The 15,902-nt window shown below is 34.9% G+C and carries 15 protein-coding genes; 8 read left to right on the forward strand and 7 right to left on the reverse strand.

Translation table 11 applies throughout. From position 1 onward, the window contains the following. Positions 1–4: 4 nt before the first annotated feature. The 3 genes from V8G56_RS00075 to V8G56_RS00085 are packed head-to-tail and all read right to left on the reverse strand — an operon-like array spanning position 5 to position 4,192. Positions 5–1,657: an NADH-ubiquinone oxidoreductase-F iron-sulfur binding region domain-containing protein gene (locus V8G56_RS00075; protein ID WP_395436391.1), complete on the reverse strand. Its 1,653-nt coding sequence runs from the start codon at positions 1,655–1,657 to the stop codon at positions 5–7. 5 nt (positions 1,658–1,662) lie between these two features. Further along, positions 1,663–2,487 (reverse strand): formate dehydrogenase accessory sulfurtransferase FdhD, encoded by an 825-nt coding sequence (gene fdhD / locus V8G56_RS00080; protein WP_395436392.1) that lies wholly within the window; start codon positions 2,485–2,487, stop codon positions 1,663–1,665. A 37-nt stretch (positions 2,488–2,524) separates the two neighbouring features. Further along, on the reverse strand, positions 2,525–4,192 hold the full coding sequence (locus V8G56_RS00085) for a formate--tetrahydrofolate ligase (protein ID WP_395436393.1): 1,668 nt from the start codon (positions 4,190–4,192) through the stop codon (positions 2,525–2,527). A 276-nt stretch (positions 4,193–4,468) separates the two neighbouring features. Between V8G56_RS00085 and V8G56_RS00090 the strand changes: the two genes are divergently transcribed. From V8G56_RS00090 to V8G56_RS00110, 5 genes are read left to right on the forward strand one after another with little or no spacing between them, the layout of a single operon-like run. Beyond that, positions 4,469–5,173, forward strand: a complete 705-nt coding sequence (locus V8G56_RS00090; protein WP_395436395.1) for an esterase family protein — start codon at positions 4,469–4,471, stop codon at positions 5,171–5,173. A 14-nt stretch (positions 5,174–5,187) separates the two neighbouring features. Then, entirely contained in the window at positions 5,188–6,153 is a 966-nt protein-coding gene (locus V8G56_RS00095) for an ATP-grasp domain-containing protein (RefSeq protein ID WP_395437590.1), read from the forward strand. Positions 6,154–6,165: 12 nt separating this feature from the next. Next, positions 6,166–7,263 (forward strand): carboxylate-amine ligase, encoded by a 1,098-nt coding sequence (locus V8G56_RS00100; protein ID WP_395436396.1) that lies wholly within the window; start codon positions 6,166–6,168, stop codon positions 7,261–7,263. A 7-nt stretch (positions 7,264–7,270) separates the two neighbouring features. Then, the gene (locus V8G56_RS00105; protein WP_395436397.1) at positions 7,271–8,092 is read left to right on the forward strand and encodes a type 1 glutamine amidotransferase; all 822 of its coding nucleotides are present in this window, start codon (positions 7,271–7,273) and stop codon (positions 8,090–8,092) included. A gap of 7 nt (positions 8,093–8,099) precedes the next feature. Then, complete coding sequence (locus V8G56_RS00110; protein WP_395436398.1) at positions 8,100–9,296, forward strand: hypothetical protein; 1,197 nt, start codon at positions 8,100–8,102, stop codon at positions 9,294–9,296. A gap of 37 nt (positions 9,297–9,333) precedes the next feature. Here the strand turns inward: V8G56_RS00110 and V8G56_RS00115 are convergent, their stop codons facing one another. Genes V8G56_RS00115 through V8G56_RS00125 form a run of 3 tightly spaced genes read right to left on the reverse strand, consistent with a single transcriptional unit; the run spans position 9,334 to position 12,722 of the window. Continuing rightward, on the reverse strand, positions 9,334–10,533 hold the full coding sequence (locus V8G56_RS00115) for an ATP-grasp domain-containing protein (RefSeq protein ID WP_395436399.1): 1,200 nt from the start codon (positions 10,531–10,533) through the stop codon (positions 9,334–9,336). A gap of 3 nt (positions 10,534–10,536) precedes the next feature. After that, positions 10,537–11,946, reverse strand: coding sequence for a leucyl aminopeptidase family protein (locus tag V8G56_RS00120; RefSeq protein ID WP_395436400.1), 1,410 nt, complete (start codon positions 11,944–11,946; stop codon positions 10,537–10,539). 2 nt (positions 11,947–11,948) lie between these two features. Further along, positions 11,949–12,722, reverse strand: a complete 774-nt coding sequence (locus V8G56_RS00125; protein WP_395436401.1) for an alpha/beta hydrolase — start codon at positions 12,720–12,722, stop codon at positions 11,949–11,951. A 417-nt stretch (positions 12,723–13,139) separates the two neighbouring features. Between V8G56_RS00125 and V8G56_RS00130 the strand changes: the two genes are divergently transcribed. The 3 genes from V8G56_RS00130 to nadD are packed head-to-tail and all read left to right on the forward strand — an operon-like array spanning position 13,140 to position 15,155. Continuing rightward, entirely contained in the window at positions 13,140–13,997 is an 858-nt protein-coding gene (locus tag V8G56_RS00130) for a YicC/YloC family endoribonuclease (RefSeq protein WP_395436402.1), read from the forward strand. Continuing rightward, a complete protein-coding gene (gmk, locus tag V8G56_RS00135; RefSeq protein WP_395436403.1) occupies positions 13,997–14,569 on the forward strand; it encodes a guanylate kinase in 573 nt (190 codons plus the stop codon). The genes V8G56_RS00130 and gmk overlap by 1 nt, the downstream gene beginning before the upstream one ends. A 7-nt stretch (positions 14,570–14,576) precedes the next feature. Next, positions 14,577–15,155 carry a nicotinate (nicotinamide) nucleotide adenylyltransferase gene (gene nadD, locus V8G56_RS00140; RefSeq protein WP_395436404.1) on the forward strand — a complete coding sequence of 193 codons (579 nt, stop codon included), beginning with the start codon at positions 14,577–14,579 and terminating at the stop codon, positions 15,153–15,155. 13 nt (positions 15,156–15,168) lie between these two features. On the opposite strand, the gene V8G56_RS00145 is transcribed toward nadD, so the two are convergent. Next, positions 15,169–15,750 (reverse strand): hypothetical protein, encoded by a 582-nt coding sequence (locus tag V8G56_RS00145; protein ID WP_395436405.1) that lies wholly within the window; start codon positions 15,748–15,750, stop codon positions 15,169–15,171. Positions 15,751–15,902 lie beyond the last annotated feature (152 nt).

The following is a 15,902-nucleotide window of genomic DNA, read 5'->3' on the forward strand; positions in this document are numbered from 1 at the left end:
TGAATTAGTTGAAGTATGGTTTTAATTCGTCATTAAAATAATGTAACGCATTTCTTATAGGTAATGGAATACCTCCCCCATGAGCACATAAGGATCCCTTTTCAAGCGTAGATAAAAGATCATTAAATAATTGATTATCAATTTTGTAATCAGAGGTCATGGCCTTTTCAGATAATTCCTGACCTCTTTTTGTGCCTAATCTGCAGGGAAAACATTTTCCGCAACTTTCATAGGATGCAAAATCAAAAAGATGTTCAATAAACTTAATCATAGGAAAATCATTGGGAATGCATACAAATGACCCATGACCTAATAAAAAGCCTTCTTTTGAAAAAGACTCAAAATCAACCGATAAATCCTTGATTTTTTCAACTGGAACTAAACCTCCTAAAGGTCCACCAATCTGAATGGCTTTAACCTCGGTTTTGAACCCGCCTCCTAACTCATAAACTACTTTAGTTAAAGAAGTTCCCATCTCTACTTCATACAATCCCGGATTCTTAAAAAAGCTGTCAAGACAAATTAGTTTTGTGCCTGATGAACGTTCTGTTCCTGTTTTTTTCCATGATTTACCACCATTAGAAACAATAAAATGTAAAGCTGCTAAAGTCTCAACGTTATTTACTACTGTTGGTTTATTAAATAATCCTTTTTGAGCTGGATAAGGTGGGCGAACTCTAACTTCCGGACGCTGCCCCTCAATAGAATTAATCAAGGCCGTTTCCTCTCCACAGATATAGGAGCCTTGGGCCTGAATAATTTTCAAATCGAAATTAAAATCACTTCCCGCTATATTTTCTCCTAATAATCCTTCTGAACGAAGTGCATCAATCGCTTTCTGAACAATTCTTGCGGCCTCCGGATATTCCGCTCTGATGTATAAAATTCCATGACTGGCATGTGTTACATAACCTGCAATTAACATCCCAAATAAAACGGCATGCGGTTGTTGTTCCAATAAATATCGGTCAGAATAAGCGCCTGGATCCCCTTCATCTGCATTACAGATAATAAATTTATTCTTGTTTACTTCTTTCCGGCAAAATTCTAACTTCATTCCCATAGGAAAACCAGCCCCACCGCGACCTCTTAAGTTTGAGGTTTTTATCTCATCCAGAATTTTGGCAGAATCCGTTTTAAGTGCTTCTAAAAAAGGTTGATAATGTTGTGAAATAGTTGTGAAATCCCTTGTTAAAATGGCTTCTCCCGATGATAGCACCGTATATTTATCGAGATTTAAATCACTGTCATGTTTAATTAATTCCTTTAAATATTCTATAGCTTTTCCTGAATAATTCTTTCCTTGAAAATGAAATGCCGCATTCTCATGGCATCGGCCTAAGCAGGTCATATGCCCAATTTCATCGGCATCAAAATAGTCTCCAAGTGAATCAATGACTTTATCTTGTGTCCCAGCACAGACACAAGCAGTTCCATTACAGACATATACTTTTTTACCCTTGTTCTCAGGTTTTAAAAAATCATAAAAACTGGCGGTTCCATAGGCATTAGCTTTACCAATCAAAAAGGCTTCCGCTAATTTTTCCATATCATCAGGAGCAGGTGAACCACCGGGATGGCTCAGTTTTCCTAATCTATCAAAGAAATTATCATCAATTCCTTTTCTGCCTAAAAGTTCACTTAAATTATCTGACATTTGACTTAACTTACTTTTTTGTTTGAGTTACTGTTTTTGGTCCTTTGAGGATTTGAATAACAGGTACTTCTGCCTTTTCTGCAAAAGGCAAAAAGTGTAATTCCTAGTTCTTTTGCATAATCAACAGCTAGTGATGAAGGTGCTGAAACTGCCGCTAAAAAAGGGATTCGTGCTTTAAAACACTTAATCACTATTTCATAAGAAACACGCCCGCTAACGGTAATGATTTTAGCCTGATCTAATTTATCCAGAGTTATTAACTTTCCTACCACTTTATCAACCGCGTTATGACGGCCAATATCTTCCATGGAGCACATTAACTGACCCTCTAATGAAAATGCAGCCGCTGCATGAGTCCCTCCGGACTCCATAAAATCATGTTGATGCGCATTCATTTTTTCGAACAACTCATCAATTAAACCAATATCAATCTTTTTATTGTTGTCAATCGTTTTTCCAATAAAGGCTAAATCTCCTAATTCCGTTTTGCCACATATTCCACAAGATGACACGGACAGCAAACTGCGGCTATTTAAATAGCCTTCACCAAGTTTATTCTCAGGTATATTAACATCTACAATGGTGACGATGCCTTTTTTGTTTTCTTTTTTAAGAACAATATCTGGCAAAAACTTTAGGTCATTAATGATACCTTCTGAGTGCAACAAGCCACGCACCAAACTAACGTCTTCTCCCGGAGTACGCATAGTAATGGTAAAGGGTTTGTTATTGATATTGATTTGTAAAGCTTCTTCAATTGTTAAAGAATCAACAATTTTGTTACTTGATTTAACATCAAATTTAACCCCTTCATAGTTTCTTGTCGCCATCTTTTTGTTTTCTTTCTATCTTTGAAGTTACACTTATTTAAAATAAACCGGTAATATTACCCTCATTATCAATGTTAATATTTTCTGAAGCCGGATGCGCAGGAAGTCCTGGCATACGCATCATATCACCAGATATTGGAACTAAAAAACCAGCTCCAGCGGCTATTTCAATTTCTCTAATGGTAATAATAAAACCTTTTGGCCTCCCTAATAGAGCAGGATTATCTGATAATGATTTTTGAGTTTTTGCTATGCAAACGGGTAAATGATCTAATCCTAAATTGGTAATCGTTTTTAAATTCTTGTTTGCCAACCCAGAATATTCAACCCCATCTGCTCCGTAAATTTTGGTGGCGATCATTTCAATCTTAGATTTCACATCCAAGTCCCAAGAGTATAAGGGTTTAAAATTAGAAGACACTTCTTCAACAATATCAACCACATGTTGCGCCAATTCTAAAGCACCTTTTCCTCCTTTTTCCCAAACTTCAGCTAAGGCTACTCTAATATTATTTCTTTTGGCAAAATCTTTAATAATAGCAATTTCATCATCATGATCAGTCATAAATCTATTAATAGCAATTACAGGTGTTAACCCGAACTGTTTAATGTTTTCTAAATGCTTTTCTAAATTTGGCAATCCTTTTGTTAAGGCGGTAACATTAGGTTCTGTTAACGACTTTAAGTCCATGCCTCCATGATATTTTAAAGCTCTGATAGTAGTTGTAATGACCACTGCTTTTGGAGTTAATCCTGCACTTTGACATTTTATATCCAAAAACTTTTCAGCACCAAGATCTGCCCCAAAACCAGCCTCCGTTACAGTATATTCTCCCAGTGTCATTCCCATTCTGGTAGCTATCACCGAGTTAGTTCCTTGAGCAATATTAGCAAATGGTCCTCCATGTATAATCGCTGGATTTCCTTCAAGTGTTTGCACTAAATTAGGTTTGACAGCATCCTTAAGTAAGGCCGCCATGGCGCCTTCAACTTTTAAATCCCTTGCATAGACAGGTGTTCTTTCATGTGTATAACCAATAAAAATATTTCCTAAACGCTTTTTTAGATCTCCCAGATCATCTGAAAGACATAAAATGGCCATTATTTCAGAAGCTGCTGTTATATCAAAGCCTGTTTCTCTTGGAACTCCTGATCCGGTACCTCCAAGACCTATAATAATATTTCTAAGTGATCTGTCATTCATATCCATAACCCGTTTCCAGGCAACAGTTCTGGGGTCAATTCCTAAGGAATTCGTTTTACTTTGAATATTATTGTCAATAATTGCTGATAATAAATTATGGGCTTTCTCAATAGCGCCAAAATCACCGGTGAAATGTAAATTGATGTCTTCCATAGGAACCACCTGAGAATAGCCGCCTCCTGTTGCCCCTCCTTTAATACCAAAAACAGGCCCAAGTGATGGCTCTCTCAAAACAACTACTGATTGCTTACCTAATTGATTTAGTCCTTCAGATAAACCTATAGACATTGTCGTTTTTCCTTCACCAGCTGGAGTAGGAGAAATGGCCGTAACTAGAATTAAATTGCTTTTTTTAGATTTTGTTATGTCAATTTTCGATAAAGGTATTTTAGCCTTGTATTTACCGTACATTTCAATCTCATCTGATTCTAAGCCCAGCTTATTGGCGATTATTGAAATGTGTTTCATTTCTGTTTTCTTTGCTATTTCTAAGTCCGTCATTTTAAATGATTAAAAATTATATGCTCGTTTTGAGGTAATGTTTATAAATGTAAAAAAATTAACTGAAATAGAAACTGTCATTAGTTAGATAGCGCAAAATAATGCTTCGTGGCTTGATAAAAGAAATTCAACTTTTAAATGCACCGTTTGAAAAGAAATAGTAAATTACGTTTAAACCAATACTACTGTAATTTGTCATAAAAATAAATTTACCAACTATTATAATATATTGTAGTTTTGCAAACTTAAACAAGTATGTAATTAACAACCAAGTCATTGAAAGAAGAATATCACAAATGGTACTCACCTACCTTAAGTAAAGACATTGAAATGCTCGTTTTTGGGCATGCAGGCTATCCTGTAATATTATTTCCTACCACCAGCGGACGTTATTATGAGTGCAAGGATTTTAAACTTATAGATTCTGTAAAATGGTTTCTTGACGAAGGGTTGGTTCAAATTTTTTGTCCAGACAGTATCAATGAATTAAGTTGGTACAACAAAAATATTCATCCGGCTGAGCGTGTAAAAAATCATATTTGGTATGATAAATTTATTTTAGACGAAGTTGTAAACCCCATTTGCCATGAAAAAGGCCTTGCCAAAGTGGCTGTTGCCGGACCTAGTTTTGGAGGCTATCAAGCGGCCAATTTTGCGTTTAAACATCCTGAAAAAGTAAGTCACATGTTTAGTATGAGTGGGGCTTTTGATATTAAATCGTTTATGGATGGGTACTATGATGACAATGTGTTTTTTAATAATCCTATGGACTTTCTACCAGGAAGTAATCACCCTGATTTATGGAATATGAAAATAGTTTTAGGCGTAGGAGAATGGGATATCTGTTTAGAATCCAATCAAAAATTAGCAAAAATATTAAGCGATAAAAACATTCCTTTTTGGTATGACGAACGCAAATGGGCAGAACATGACTGGCCAATTTGGAGACAAATGTTTCCGCATTATTTATCAAAATTATAATTAAAAACTTTACCATTATGAAAAAAATAGGCATTTTATTTGGACAGGAGAACACATTCCCTCAAGCATTTATTGATCGCGTAAATGAAAAAGGAATCAAAGATATTAAGGCAGAAGCAGTCAGTATTGACATGGTTGAGCAAGCAAAACCTACAGACTATGCAGTCATAATTGATAGAATATCACAAGATGTTCCCTTTTATCGTGCCTACCTAAAAAATGCGGCTATTTCTGGAACGGCTGTTATTAATAATCCGTTTTGGTGGAGTGCAGATGAAAAGTTTTTTAATAATGCTCTCGCCGAAAAAGTGGGTGTGCCAGTTCCTAAAACCTTTATTTTACCAACCTCTCACAGACCACCAGACACTAATGAAAATTCATTTAGAAACATGAAATTTCCTTTTAACTGGGAACAAATGTTTGAAACCATTGGTTTTCCTGCCTATATGAAACCGCATGATGGTGGTGGATGGAAAAGTGTTTATCGTGTAGAATCACCAGAAGATTTATGGGAAAAACATGCAGAGACAGAAAATTTAGTGATGATGCTTCAGGAAGAAATCAATTTTACTGAATATTTCAGATGTTATGTTTTGAATACTGATAATGTTCATATCATGCAATATGAACCAAGAAACCCACATCATTTACGTTACGTTATTGATGGGCCACCGGTAAAAAAGGAAATTCTAGATTTGGTAAGAAAATATTGTGTTCGTTTGAATAAAGCCTTAGGATATGACTTCAACACCGTTGAGTTTGCTGTTAGAGATGGTATTCCATATGCTATCGATTTTTGTAATCCGGCTCCGGACGCTGATATCAATTCAGTAGGTCAGGAAAATTTTAATTGGATTGTGGAAAACGCTGCTAATATGGCTATTGAAAAGGCTCAACAATTCAAAAAAGGCAAAATGAATTTAACCTGGGGAACTTTTGTAAAAGATCAAATTACAGGTAAAAAGACCCCTCTTAAATAACAGAAATTAATTATGGAGTTCACGTTAGGCATAGAGGAAGAATATCAGGTCATTGATCCGGTAAGTAGAGAATTGATTTCGCACGACCAAAAAATCGTTGTGGAAGCCGGAAAACACTTAAATGAGCAGGTGAAAGCTGAGATGCATCAGGCTGTGGTAGAGGTAGGCACCAATATATGCCAAAACATTGCGGAAGCACGAGCTGAAATTATACATTTAAGAAAATCCATTTCAGATATTGCTATAAATTTAGGATTCAGAATTGGTGCAGCAGGTACCCATCCTTTTTCTGCCTGGCAAAAACAGTTAATTACACCCAACCCTCGTTATGATGAAATTGTAAATGAACTCCAGGACACGGCACGTTCTAATTTAATTTTTGGGCTGCATGTGCATGTAGGTATTGCAGACAGGGCTTTGGCGCTTCATATTACGAATGCCATGCGTTATTTTTTACCACATTTGTATGCCTTATCGACAAATTCACCATTTTGGGAAGGTAGAAATACAGGTTTTAAATCCTTTCGTTCAAAGGTCTTCGATAAATTCCCTAGAACAGGAATTCCTGGTATTTTTGACAACTTAACTGATTATGAAAATTATGTTAATCTTTTAGTAAAAACAAATTGTATTGACAATCCTAAAAAAATATGGTGGGACATTCGGGTACATCCCTTTTTTCCAACATTGGAAGTCAGAATTTGTGACGTCCCATTAACCATTGATGAAACCATAACTATTACCGCATTAATTCAAGCGCTTGTAGCTAAATTATACAAACTAAAAACACAAAACTTAAATTTTATTGTTTACCATCGTGCCTTAATTAACGAAAATAAATGGCGAGCCAGCCGTTATGGTATTGACGGCAAAATGATTGATTTTGGTAAAGAGTGTGAAGTCAGTACACGGGCATTAATGGAAGAACTCTTAGAGTTTATAGATGATGTTGTTGATGAATTGGGCTCTAGGAAAGAAGTTGAATATTTAAGAACCATTCTTAAAAACGGTACTGGAGCCGACAGACAATTGGCCGTTTATGAAAAAACAAAAGATTTAACTAAGGTGGTTGATTATATTATGGAACAAACCATTTTAGGAACCACCTAGAAAAGAGATGATGCTGAAACAGAAAACCAGAATGGCTATTTTGGATATGAACAATAACGAACCAAATCAAGGGTTGCGTTGTATTGTTGATATTGCCAAGTCATTTAATGAAGACCTAGATTATACCGTTTTTAACGTACGGACCAAAGATGAATTGCCCGATTTATCATATGATATCTACATTTCAAGTGGAGGACCGGGCAGTCCTTTAGACAAAGGCCCTTGGAGAGCATCCTATCTAAATTTGATTCAACTACTATGGGATTTTAACAAAAATTCTATTGAAGACAAAAAATTTGTATTCTTAATTTGCTATTCCTTCCAAGTGGTTTGTGATTACTTTAAACTGGGTGAAATGAAACCACGAAAAAGTACATCCTTTGGCATTTTACCTGTTCATAAAACCAAAGCTGGTATGATAGATCCTCTATTAGAAGGTTTGGATGACCCGTTTTATGCCGTAGATTCTCGTGATTGGCAACTTATTCAACCTAGACTAAAAGTCTTTAAAGAGCATGGCGCCTCCATTTTGAGTCTGGAAAAAATAAGAACACATGTTGAATATGAAAGAGCTATTATGGCGGTTCGTTTTTCAAATGAATTTGTAGGCACCCAATTTCATCCAGAGGCAGATCCGGTTGGTATGTACACTCATTTTTCAGATGAAACCATCAAACAAAAAGTCATTAACAATTTTGGAGAAACCAAGTATAATGATATGATGGATAAAATGGATGATCCCGATAAAATTATTAAAACCTACGCTCACATTTTACCAAGATTTATCAAGTCAGCCATTCAGCAAACAACTCAACAATTAATATCATAAGGACACTATGATCCCTAAATATCGTAAAGCATTTAATTCGCAATTTAGTCAGGACACTTATGTTGCCTTAATGAATGATGTTGTAAAAAGTTTTGATTATACCCCTAAATTTAAAATTGCAGAAACGCCTGTTTTTATACCCGATTTATTAAAATCAAGATTGATTGAAGCTTGCAACGATATTATGTCTGTCATCAATCAGCCCAATTTTAAATCTTTAACGGAAGGGGCTTTTTTTGATGACAAAATGAGGGTTCCAAATGAGGATGAGCATTCTAAATTCGTACAATTTGATTTTGGCATTTGTCTGGATGATGAAGGCCATCCAACACCAAAACTTATAGAATTACAGGGATTTCCCTCCTTATATTTTTTTCAGGACTTTATGGAAAAAATGTACAAAAAACATTACTCCATTCCTGAAGGGTTGAGCATTCATCCACTTGGGCAATCTTCTGAAGAATTTATAGAGTTGTTGCGTACGGAAATTGTTGGTGAAACAAATCCCAAACAAGTTATTTTATTAGAAATAGAACCAGATAAACAAGCTACAGCTATTGATTTTTATTGTACAGAAGCGATGCTTGGAATTAAAATATTGTGCATAAGCAAACTTATTAAAAGAGGAAAATCACTTTTTTATGTAGATGATAAAGGTGAGGAAATTCAGATTTTAAAAATCTATAACCGCATTATTTTTGATGAGCTGAATCAGCGTGATGATTTGAAAAGTGAATTCAATTTTCAGGATGAAGTAGATGTGGAGTGGATAGGTCATCCGAACTGGTTTTTCAGAATCAGCAAGTATACCATGCCATTACTAAAAGGCAATTACGTACCAAAATCATATTACCTGAACCAATTAGAAACCATTCCTGAAGATTTAGAAAATTATGTTTTAAAACCTTTGTTTTCTTTTGCCGGTGCTGGTGTTGAAATTCATGTGACTAAAGCAATGATTGATGGTATTACAAATAAAGCCGATTATTTACTGCAAGAAAAGGTAGCATATCACCCCATTATTGAAACATTGGATGAGCCTGCAAAGTGCGAAATCCGTATGATGTTACTCCATAATAAAAAAGATAATACCACTCAGATTGTAAGTAACCTGATGCGTTTAAGCAAAGGAGAAATGATTGGTGTTAAATACAATAAGGATAAAACCTGGGTTGGCGGTAGTACTGGTTTTTTTGAGATTTGATCTTGTCTTTTTAAATCATAACTAATACATAAAAATATTACTGTGTTTTATCAGGAGCCGGTAAACTGGCATGAAATTCATTGGCAATACGTTTAGTGTATTGGTCAAGTAATTCCAAGACCCGTTCGCTGGAATCAGACACCACAATTATTCCAATATGCCATGCTTTGTTCATGCGCCACACAATTTCCTTATCAGTAAAACTGGAAGAATCCGGATATTCAAAACGGCTCAAGGATACTACAATACCTGCATAGGTATTTTTAGTTTTTGGTAATTTGTATTGTTTTTGTTTTAAAGTATCAGATTCGATTTTAGCCCATTCGCTCCATAAGTTGATGCCTGAAGCAAAATCTACCATTTCAGCTAAATTGGCGCCACCTACTCTTGAAGATGTTTCCAAAAAAAATAAATCACCCGTTGCTTTAGAAACAATAAATTCAGTATGTGAAGCTCCAAACTGCATCCCAAAAGCTTTCATGACCTCTGCATTCATCTTGGTCAACCCTTTTTCAATAGGTGTTCCTATTTCACAAGTGGCAGACCTAAAAATGCCTCCACCATGAGCTACTTCAAAAGGGGTGTCTAAATATTTGCTGACTCGAGAGAATATAACCTTACCATCTAAATTTAAGCCATCCACATGATAGACATCACCCGGCGCAAATTTTTCAACTAAATAATTATCTCTTTCATCACCTAAGTCATTTACAATCTGCCATAATTCATCTTTATTATGAATTTTTTTTATACCAGTGGCGGATGCTTCTAAACGTGGTTTTAATAACCACGGAGCACTTACAGAGTCTGCATATGCATTAATATCATCATTATGAAATAAAGAAGTGAATGCCGGAACATTAACACCTTCTGTTTTTGCTTTAATGCGCATCGCTAATTTATCACGAAAATAATGCGAAGTGGTTCTTCCCATTCCTGGCATTCTGAAATGTTCTCGTAATAAAGCTACTTTTTCCACATCAAAATCATCCAATGCCATAAAACGGTCAAACTTTATTGTTCTGTATTTATAGGCTATCCCTTTAATAATATCTTTATCATTCCATGTTTCAATGTAAAAAATGTCATCAAGAGATTCATGAGGCCAGTTTTCATGTTCCAGCTTTTTCATAGTCAATAAATAAACATTGTTGCCTTCGGCTTTACAGCGTTTTAAAAAATCGACCCCTTTATAAAAAGTAGAAATACACAAAAAATTTAATGACCTGTTTGACATGATTTATGAGCTTAAAGATTTTATATAATTGGTAATCAACTGTACGCCATAGCCAGTAGCACTTTTCATCTTAGAATACGACGAATCACCAAAAGAAACGCCTGCAATATCAAGATGCATCCATTTTTCATGAGATTCTGTAAAGGCTTCTAAAAATTTAGCTGCAGTGATGGCACCAGCTATTGGTTTGCCACTAAAGTTACGTAGATCTGCTATATCTGAATGTAACTCGGCTTCAAAATCAGCAAATAAAGGTAATTGCCAAACACGTTCGTTTATTTCATAGCCAATCGCTGACATATTTTTAGCCATTTCTGAATTATTTGTAAACATTCCTGCCGCCGCATACCCTAAGGTCTGAACAACGCTTCCGGTTAAAGTGGCCAAATCAATCAATTGCTCTGGCTGAAATTGTTTATTAATATAACTCAATCCATCTGCTAATACTAATCGTCCTTCGGCATCTGTATCAATAATTTCAATAGTTTTTCCTGAATACGAATTGATTACATCTCCAGGTCTATAACTGTTGCTATCAACCGCATTTTCAGCTGATGCCACCACACCCACTATATTGATGTCGAGTTTTAATTTAGCTACCAACTCCATCACTCCAAGAACAACGGCTGCACCGCCCATATCACTCTTCATGTAATGCAGATTTGTAGATGGTTTTATAGACAACCCTCCTGTATCAAAAGTAACGCCTTTACCTACTAAACCAATATCAATTTTTGCCCCTGGTTTTGACATGTATTCCATAACAATAACCACCGGTGGGTTGACACTACCCTGACCCACTGCAAGTACGGCATTAAACCCTTGTTTTTCTAATTGCTCCTTGTTGAAAACAGTACATTTAAAATTGGTTTGTTTTGCAGAATCTAGAGCCCAGTCACCCAAATACTCGGGTGTTTTTTGATTAGCAGGAGCGTCAATGAGCGCCTTAATTCTATTAATAGTTTCACCTGTATCCTTACTTTCTTTAAGCAGCAGTGAGATGTCTTTAGTTGTGGCAAATACAATACTTAATTCCTTGTTATCTTCTTTTTTTGATTTGAATTGTCCTATTTCATACGCTGCCATTTCAAAACCAATAGCGGCCTTTTTTACTTCATTAACGGACAAGTGTTCCACATATACTTGAATGGATTCTTTCCAATACTTTTTGTTATCAAAGCATAACTTTCTGAAAGCTTCTCCTATTTTCGCAACCTCTTTTTCTTCACCTAAACCCAAGGCATAAATTCTATTGCCCTTTTTTCCAAAAAAAAGTTGACTGCTTGAAAATTCGCCTTCAAAATCTAGGTTTTCTATTGAAACCAATTCTTTTAAGTATTCTAAATTTCCTTTTGAACAAGGAATAATTAAGTCCTTATCCTTATCAATATGTTGAATGTGTTTGTAAGTCATATTTACTTATTAAAAAAAAGCCATTTTACTGCCTTAGGAAATTCTTCTCGCCAATGCACTTCAGAATGGTTTCCAAATTCATTCACCGAAAAGTGAAAATCAATATGATGGCCTTTTACCATTTTCTTTCTTATAATACCTTCAAATTTCTGTGCATTGGGTAAATGTTCCTTGCTTTCCTGTCCGCCAGAATACAAATAGATTTTTGACTCCTGCAAAGGTTTAAAAGATTTTGTACTATTAAAAATCGTTTTTGAAATCCATAAACTAGGCGAAAATATCATCATTTTACCAAATACTCCCGGGTTAGATAAACCGGCATGCAGACTTATTAAGCCTCCCATAGAACTACCCCCTATTCCGGTATGCTCAAAATCTGAAAGTGTTCTGTATTTCTTATTAATATACGGAATTAGTTTTTCAATCATAAATTGAATGTAAAAATTACCTTTACCTTCTCCAAAACGTGGGTGATAATAGGGTAAATATTCAATAATACGTTCGTTTTCACCATGATCAATAGCGATTATAATAATATCACTTAATCCTTCCTCAGCCAGCTTGGCCATTGATTTATCAATAGCCCAATCTCCGTAAGGAGCCATTGGGTTAAACAGATTTTGCCCATCTTGCAGATATAAAACAGGATATTGCTTATCTGTATGGTAGTAATCATATGGTAATAATGCCGAGATTTTTCTTGTGGCATTTAAATGTGGTATTTCGTATGCCTCCTCTATGACTTCAATAATTGGCGCGAACTCCGTCACTGTCATTTCATATATATTTTGCTGACGAAAATACATTTTTATGACTGTATTTCCTTTATGATTAATGACATTTTTTTACAACATTCCACTCGTTACAAAAATTAAGTTTAGTTTTTCAAAATAAGGCTATGTTTGTTTTTAAAATTAAAATTTTTACTTAACCATTAGTATAATGTGAAAACCTAACAAAAGTCATGTTTTAAAAAATAAAATAATTGTTATTTTGGTTTTGTAATAGGGTATAACCCAAACCCATATTATGTGAGGAAAAAGGAATATATTTAGTATATATTCCTTTTTTTTATTGATCTCTTCGTTTTTATTACTAAAAATCATAGCATTAAACTAAATCCAAAAGAAAACAACAGGTGTTTTCAAAACCTTTGGTTTTAATTACCTTTGTACAACTTTATATTTAAGCATATGATATATTCAATGACCGGTTACGGAAAATCTATATTGCAATTACCTACAAAAAAGATAAGTATTGAGCTAAAATCTTTAAACAGTAAAAGCCTTGATTTAAATGCCAGAATGCCCTCTATCTACAGAGAAAAGGAACTTGACATAAGAAAACTTTTGGCTGATAAATTAGAACGTGGTAAAATAGATTTTTCTATTTATGTGGAAATGACTGCTGAAGACACTTCAACGCAAATAAATGAGCCCGTTGTAAAGCAATACATAAATCAGCTAAAAAAAATAGTTGACGGCCAAGAGATAGAGCTTCTTAAAATGGCGGTGAGATTTCCTGACGCTTTAAATACCGTTCGTGAAGAAATTGACGAAACAGAATGGAAAGCTATTGAAGATGAAATTAACGCTGCAATTGAATTGATTAATAATTACCGATTGGACGAAGGCAAAGTGCTTGAGCTTGACTTTAAAAAGCGCGTGTCGATTATTGAAGATTTACTGGAACAGGTCATTACTATGGATCCAGATCGTATTGTTGGAGTTCGTGATCGCTTGATCAAAGGGGTTGAAGAATTAAAAGAAAAATATGATGAAAACCGCTTTGAACAAGAGTTGGTTTATTATATAGAAAAATTTGACATTACTGAAGAAAAAGTGCGCTTAAAAAACCATTTGTCTTATTTTATTGAAGCTATTAATTCAAAAGATTCCAATGGGAAAAAACTTGGTTTTATTTGTCAGGAAATGGGTAGAGAAATTAATACCATTGGCTCCAAAAGTAACTATGCTCCTATGCAGCAACTGGTTGTTCAAATGAAAGATGAGCTTGAAAAAATTAAGGAGCAACTTTTAAATGTTTTATAATGACTAAAGGAAAACTTATTGTGTTTTCGGCACCTTCAGGTTCAGGAAAGACAACTATTGTAAGGCATTTGTTGGGTATTGATTCTTTAAATTTGGAATTTTCAATTTCTGCCACTTCAAGAGAAAAACGCGGTGAAGAAGTACATGGAAAAGATTACTATTTTTTGTCTGCTCATGAATTTAAAAACAAAATTAAGCATGACGAATTTCTGGAATGGGAAGAAGTGTATCGTGATAATTTTTATGGCACTTTAAAAGCTGAAGTAGAACGTATCTGGGCCAAAGGCAAACATGTTATTTTTGATATTGATGTTTCTGGTGGTTTACGCATCAAACGGAAGTTCCCAGAAGAAACATTAGCCGTTTTTGTAAAACCACCAAGTATTGATGAACTTAAAATAAGACTCAAGAAACGTAAAACGGAAAGCGAAGACAAAATTAATATGCGTATTGCCAAGGCTTCTGCTGAGTTGGCAACCGCTCCTTTATTTGATGTTATTATTGAAAACCATGATTTAGATAAAGCCCTTATAGAAGCTGAACATTTAGTAAAAAACTTTGTAAACTCCTGATAGCATCATGAAAGTGGGATTGTTTTTTGGCTCTTTTAACCCTATTCATATTGGACATTTGGTTATTGCCAACCATCTGGTTGAATATAGCGATTTAGACCAGGTTTGGTTTGTAGTAACGCCACACAATCCGTTCAAAAACAAAAACACTTTGTTAAATAACTACCAAAGATTAGAAATGGTGTATCGTGCCACAAAAGACTACAGCAAACTTAAACCAAGTGACATTGAGTTTAACTTAGCTCAACCAAATTACACGATTAATACACTGGTTCATTTACAGGAAAAATATCCACAACATGAGTTTGCTTTAATCATGGGCGAAGATAACTTAAAGAGTTTCCATAAGTGGAAAAACTATGAGCTCATTCTTGAAAATCATCATATTTATGTGTATCCTCGTGTTTCAGAACAAAAAGTTGAAACTCAATTTGATAATCATAAAAAAATACACCTTATAAATGCGCCCATAATGGAGTTGTCTTCAACCTTTATACGCAACGCCATAAAGAAAGGTAAAAATGTACAACCCATGTTACCACAGCACGTTTGGGAATATCTTGACGAGATGAATTTTTATAAATAGGTTGGTTTAATTTTTAACCATATCCTAAACCACCACCATCACAATCACTTAAATCGGCTTCCACATACATTGCCCAGCTTTTACCACCAAAGTCTTTACCTTCACCCCAAGCAGTTTCTCCGCCGGTTGGTCCAGTAACTTCAGCATGTGCTGCAAAACAATACGTTGCACTCACTTCATCTAAAGGTATCATATATACTACTTCCGTAACACCATCTGCAAAAGTATCAGAATATTCAAATTGTCCAATTTTTGGGTTACCCGCATTGGTCATTGGAAAACTTTCCGCAGTACAATCTATAATGCTTAAATGAGTCGCATAAATGGTCCAATCACCATTCACAGTGTATGTTATTATAAGATTTTGACCATCATTATCTACTGTAATAATGCCGGCTTCATAATGCTGACCAGCCATTAATCGCACAACTTCACAATGTGTGCCATCATTAAGGTCAACATCATCATCGACTTGCTCACTATCTTTTACAGCTTTAGATTGCAGGGCAGTTCCTAGTTCATTCACAGGTTCCATATTACAACTAGTAAAGGTTAGAACCATAAACGTTACCATTAAAAAAGTACATTTTTTCATAACATCATATTAAGTAGGTTAATAAGCTAAAGATACAATACGAAGGGTTATAAGTGTTAATTTTTTCGACGAACAACAATCAGATGATACCTTTCATCTATAATATTAGTATGTTTGTAAGAAAAATACGGGTTTCCTTTGCCTGACTATTT

The organism is Gaetbulibacter aquiaggeris (assembly GCF_044003965.1).
In the GTDB taxonomy this organism is placed as follows: Bacteria; Bacteroidota; Bacteroidia; order Flavobacteriales; family Flavobacteriaceae; genus Yeosuana; species Yeosuana aquiaggeris.

What these genes read in the sequence shown, in the direction of transcription:
- V8G56_RS00075 (WP_395436391.1), bottom strand. Translation starts at nt 1,657, where the DNA reads ATGTCAGATAATTTAAGTGAACTTTTAGGCAGAAAAGGAATTGATGAT.
- fdhD (WP_395436392.1), bottom strand. Translation starts at nt 2,487, where the DNA reads ATGGCGACAAGAAACTATGAAGGGGTTAAATTTGATGTTAAATCAAGT.
- V8G56_RS00085 (WP_395436393.1), bottom strand. Translation starts at nt 4,192, where the DNA reads ATGACGGACTTAGAAATAGCAAAGAAAACAGAAATGAAACACATTTCA.
- V8G56_RS00100 (WP_395436396.1), top strand. Translation starts at nt 6,166, where the DNA reads ATGGAGTTCACGTTAGGCATAGAGGAAGAATATCAGGTCATTGATCCG.
- V8G56_RS00105 (WP_395436397.1), top strand. Translation starts at nt 7,271, where the DNA reads ATGATGCTGAAACAGAAAACCAGAATGGCTATTTTGGATATGAACAAT.
- V8G56_RS00110 (WP_395436398.1), top strand. Translation starts at nt 8,100, where the DNA reads ATGATCCCTAAATATCGTAAAGCATTTAATTCGCAATTTAGTCAGGAC.
- V8G56_RS00115 (WP_395436399.1), bottom strand. Translation starts at nt 10,533, where the DNA reads ATGTCAAACAGGTCATTAAATTTTTTGTGTATTTCTACTTTTTATAAA.
- V8G56_RS00120 (WP_395436400.1), bottom strand. Translation starts at nt 11,946, where the DNA reads ATGACTTACAAACACATTCAACATATTGATAAGGATAAGGACTTAATT.
- V8G56_RS00125 (WP_395436401.1), bottom strand. Translation starts at nt 12,722, where the DNA reads ATGACAGTGACGGAGTTCGCGCCAATTATTGAAGTCATAGAGGAGGCA.
- V8G56_RS00130 (WP_395436402.1), top strand. Translation starts at nt 13,140, where the DNA reads ATGATATATTCAATGACCGGTTACGGAAAATCTATATTGCAATTACCT.
- gmk (WP_395436403.1), top strand. Translation starts at nt 13,997, where the DNA reads ATGACTAAAGGAAAACTTATTGTGTTTTCGGCACCTTCAGGTTCAGGA.
- nadD (WP_395436404.1), top strand. Translation starts at nt 14,577, where the DNA reads ATGAAAGTGGGATTGTTTTTTGGCTCTTTTAACCCTATTCATATTGGA.
- V8G56_RS00145 (WP_395436405.1), bottom strand. Translation starts at nt 15,750, where the DNA reads ATGAAAAAATGTACTTTTTTAATGGTAACGTTTATGGTTCTAACCTTT.